Raw genomic sequence first — 3776 nt, 5'->3', positions numbered from 1 at the left:
GATCATACTAAGTACGAAGGTTCATTTGCATTAAACATTGTTGTTTATTTTTAATAAAATAGCCTGTCTTTCGGATCTTTTAAAGTCCCTTCAAAAAAGTGAGGGGGAGTATGGAAGAGTATAAGGAAGATCAAAAGTTAATGGTGTAAAGCGAGGGCTCTGTAAGCAAGCTGAATATTTCACAAACAGCAGAACTTATCGCGCATTTGGAAGCCACGACGTATATCTGCGCTTATGTTTTTTAGGCAAGACAAGACGTTGCACGCCTATAACTTTTCATTTAAAATCCAGCGGCACGGCCCGCAAAGGCAACCAAGCGGGAAGCCTTTATTCAACGGTGATGACAACGCCGCCGAAGGATGAACCCATCCTGTTTGTGATGACGTGTACTCCACAATAGCAACGAAAATCACCTGTCAGGCCCCCCCATGACGGCCTACACGCATGTACCTTGATGGGAGTGACTGCACATGCGCCTTACGGTGGTGTCTCTTAGAAACATTGAAGAGGTTTTTTGATCCGCTGAAAGACGCTTATCCAAAGGCGCCTAGCATTCCCCTGATCTTGGATCAAGGCCCTACAAGCAAAGACACCCAAAAATCAGCAAAAGAAAGTGGACATTGAGGTGCATTATTTGCCCTACCTATAAGCTCCAACCAGAGAAGAATGACATGTGCGCAATAATCGATTTTTCGTCTCTGCCAAAGAGTTTCGCGAGAATATGCTGCAATTTTTCGACCAAACCTGGGACAACATCGCCATGGATCTTGTCGAGCGCATCAATGACAACTTTCAACGCATTAGTCCAACACTTTCAATTTGATTTGGTATATATAAAAATTTATACTAGTTTCCTTTCTTAATTTTTTTCTTTTTTGTTGATACTAACATTTTTTAAACGTTCTTCTTTTCGTTTTTTTCCAATTTTTTTTCAGCCTTTGGACTGACTTATTGTTTTGTTCTACCTACATAAAACCCCTAATTTCTATTATTTAGTAAGATACATTTTTTATTAGTATTTTTTATAAAAACATCCATTAAGTACTATACAGTTTTGTCAATATTGTTTTTTAATTCAATTTTAAAAAATTGATTTAAAAAAAAATTAAATAAAAATATGTTGCGTAAAAAAAAATTCTCTATTGACAAATGAACTGACGACAAATAGAATGAATTTATCGCGGGGTAGAGCAGTTGGTTAGCTCGTCAGGCTCATAACCTGAAGGTCGTAGGTTCGAATCCTCCCCCCGCAACCTTATTTCGGAGATTCCGTGTGAATATTTTTGAAAGAGTTGATGGAGTTTTTTTTGACTGGGATGGGACATTAGTAGATACAGTTTTCTCTGGGTTGTCGGTAATAAATGCCTTTCTTTCTCTTAATGGAAAAGATAAGATCAAGGAAGATTCTTACGTTTTATCTCCTTCCCTTTCTATACGAGATGCATTCCATTCTTTGTTTACACCTGATGAATACAATAAAGCCGTGAAAGATTTTAAGGCGTTTTTAGATCAGCGCACCGAAAATATTTTTCCTTTTGAAGGCGCAGAGCGTCTTTTGTATTTTTTGTATAACCTGAGTATTCCTATGGGAATTGTAAGTAATCAGTACGGTGATGTTTTACGTCGTCAGGTCAAACAACTAAAGTGGGAGAAGTACTTTTCTTATATTTCTGGATCTGGAGATTGGGAACAAGATAAACCGTCTGCTATGCCTTTGATTGGAACTCTCAGAAATTCAGGAGTCGAGCCCGGAAAATCTGTATTTTTTGTAGGAGATTCGTTGGTAGATATGGTTTGCGCCCAGCACGCCGGGTGTACCCCCGTATCTGTAGGAGCACAGGCGAAAACTTTTAATGGAAATTTTGTTTCTTTTAAAAATATTTGTCATTTTTATGATGAAATCAAAAGCTCGATAGAAAATAATTTTTTAGGAGAAAAAAAATAATGTTTATCCAAAAAAACACCTCTAGTGATCCTGTAAAAAAACTATTTGAGGTTCAGACGTTAAGAAAAGATTTTTTATCTGTTTTATGCGCGCAGAAGGTTTCTGTGACTATTTTTTTGATGAGTGGTATTAAATTGCAAGGGTGTATAGAACAGTTTAGTGACGATTGTTTGATTCTTAGAAAAGACGGAATAGTTCAGATTTTATACCAGCACGCAATTTCTTCCATAATGCCGGTCACACCTTTTACTGCTCCTAGTTTTTCAAGCTCTGCTTTTTTAGATTCTTCCGAAACTCATGACTGAAAAAAAGGCTTTTTCTTGGATTAAGAGTTCGGTTAAAGTTTTTTCTTTTTTAGTTCTCTTTGGGGGAGGGTGGGTTCTTAGTGTTAAGGGGTTTTTTATACTCCCAGCTTCTGTAAAGCTTCCTTCTTATTTGTCAAGAATTGGATTACCTACTCTTGATCGGTCTTTTAAGAAAGAGCATTCTGAAGTTTGTGTTTTTGTTATTAATTTAAATAAAGACATTGATCGTTATCGCTCTATCCAACCCTTAGTTCAACAATTAGGTTTTACGTATCAAAGGATTTCTGGTGTTTGGGGGAGTTCTCTTTCTAACTCTTTTATAGAAAATTTTGTAGATAAAAAGTCTTATGAATTAGCATTTAATGGTGCGACTCCCGGATTTGGAGAGTTGGGGTGTTTTTTGAGCCATGTTAAAGCCTGGATTTCTTTTTTAAACTCCAACGCAAAATTTGCTTTAATCCTAGAAGACGATGCCGAATTTGATCCTTCTAAGTTGAAGCAAATAATACAAGAGCTTATAAGATTTCAGAATCTTTGGGATATTTGTTCTTTATTTTCTCCTCCTGCTTTTTCTGGATCGTTTCTTTCTGTTAGTGAGTTTTCTTTTTCTTGTATGCTTGTTCAGTTTTTAGAAGAAACCTCTGGGACTGTTGGACTTTTGATTAATAGGAGAGCTGCGAAATCTTTGCTTTCTAAGGCAGAAAAGTACGTGCTTCCTGTAGATCATTATATTCAACGCATTTGGGAATTTGATGATTCTATTCGATTTACCGGAATTTTTCCAGGACTTATTAAAGAAAAGGGTGGGACGTCTTCTATTGATTTACAAGGGAGAAGAAAAAAAAGTCTTAAAATTTTAGGATCAAAACAATTTCAGCGAATTTGCAGTCAAATATTTCATCTAAAGTCTTATTTTGCCTACTATTGTTATAATTATTACCTAGCATTAATTTCTAAATTCCATAAAAAAAATTATTCATTAAAGATAAAAAATGACAAAGAGTTACTGCAATGACTCAAAGCACCAAATAATAAAATTTTTAGATACAGGTTAATATTATAGTTGCGCATACTCCCCCTCACTTTTTTTCAGGTAGTTTAAAAGATCGCTGAAATCAAAGAATAAGAGTTTATCTTTGATCTACCTGAGTCCCCTTGTGAAGTATGAATAACAAAGGCGCTCTGATTGTTTTTTTGTAAGCACATTCTTGTGTAAGGCCCGTTATAGAAGCGTATAAAATAGCAACAGAGACAATGGTCATAAGTTTGGAAAGTCTTCCCAAATCTTTCATAGGGGGATTTTCAAGGTTAACCCCTTGCGTTTTCATAGTTCTGAACAGCCGTTCAATGTCCCATCTTTGTTTGTTTAGTACCCGGTCTTTATCTTGAGCAAATGACAAGGTACGCATTTTTAATCTTTTTACCTACGATACCGCCCCTATAGCCCATAAGTGTTGAAAGTGTCAAAATAAATGTTTAACAGCATTGAAATCCCCTCCTGAAATAATAATTAATGTTTTAATAAA

6 protein-coding genes and 1 tRNA gene are annotated in these 3776 nt (G+C 35.8%); 5 read left to right on the top strand and 2 right to left on the bottom strand.

The features are described from left to right. Positions 1-444 precede the first annotated feature (444 nt). Complete coding sequence (locus tag K737_RS10800; protein ID WP_235075636.1) at positions 445-624, top strand: hypothetical protein; 180 nt, start codon at positions 445-447, stop codon at positions 622-624. A gap of 19 nt (positions 625-643) precedes the next feature. On the opposite strand, the gene K737_RS10795 is transcribed toward K737_RS10800, so the two are convergent. Continuing rightward, positions 644-796: a hypothetical protein gene (locus K737_RS10795; protein ID WP_235075635.1), complete on the bottom strand. Its 153-nt coding sequence runs from the start codon at positions 794-796 to the stop codon at positions 644-646. Between the two features lie 383 nt (positions 797-1179). Here K737_RS10795 and K737_RS00490 point away from each other — a divergent pair. From K737_RS00490 to K737_RS00475, 4 genes are all read left to right on the top strand, one after another. Next, positions 1180-1253 (top strand) — tRNA-Met (locus K737_RS00490). Positions 1254-1273: 20 nt separating this feature from the next. Continuing rightward, entirely contained in the window at positions 1274-1945 is a 672-nt protein-coding gene (locus K737_RS06610) for an HAD family hydrolase (RefSeq protein WP_006297971.1), read from the top strand. After that, positions 1945-2250 (top strand): RNA chaperone Hfq, encoded by a 306-nt coding sequence (locus K737_RS00480; protein ID WP_006297972.1) that lies wholly within the window; start codon positions 1945-1947, stop codon positions 2248-2250. The genes K737_RS06610 and K737_RS00480 overlap by 1 nt, the downstream gene beginning before the upstream one ends. Continuing rightward, complete coding sequence (locus K737_RS00475; protein ID WP_006297973.1) at positions 2243-3265, top strand: glycosyltransferase family 25 protein; 1023 nt, start codon at positions 2243-2245, stop codon at positions 3263-3265. The genes K737_RS00480 and K737_RS00475 overlap by 8 nt, the downstream gene beginning before the upstream one ends. Positions 3266-3380: 115 nt before the next feature. Here the strand turns inward: K737_RS00475 and K737_RS00470 are convergent, their stop codons facing one another. Beyond that, on the bottom strand, positions 3381-3659 hold the full coding sequence (locus K737_RS00470) for a hypothetical protein (protein WP_024161311.1): 279 nt from the start codon (positions 3657-3659) through the stop codon (positions 3381-3383). Positions 3660-3776: the final 117 nt, after the last annotated feature.

It is taken from the genome of Holospora undulata HU1 (genome assembly GCF_000388175.3).
GTDB lineage: Bacteria > Pseudomonadota > Alphaproteobacteria > Holosporales > Holosporaceae > Holospora > Holospora undulata_A.
This window is presented reverse-complemented; position numbering and strand designations above follow the sequence as displayed.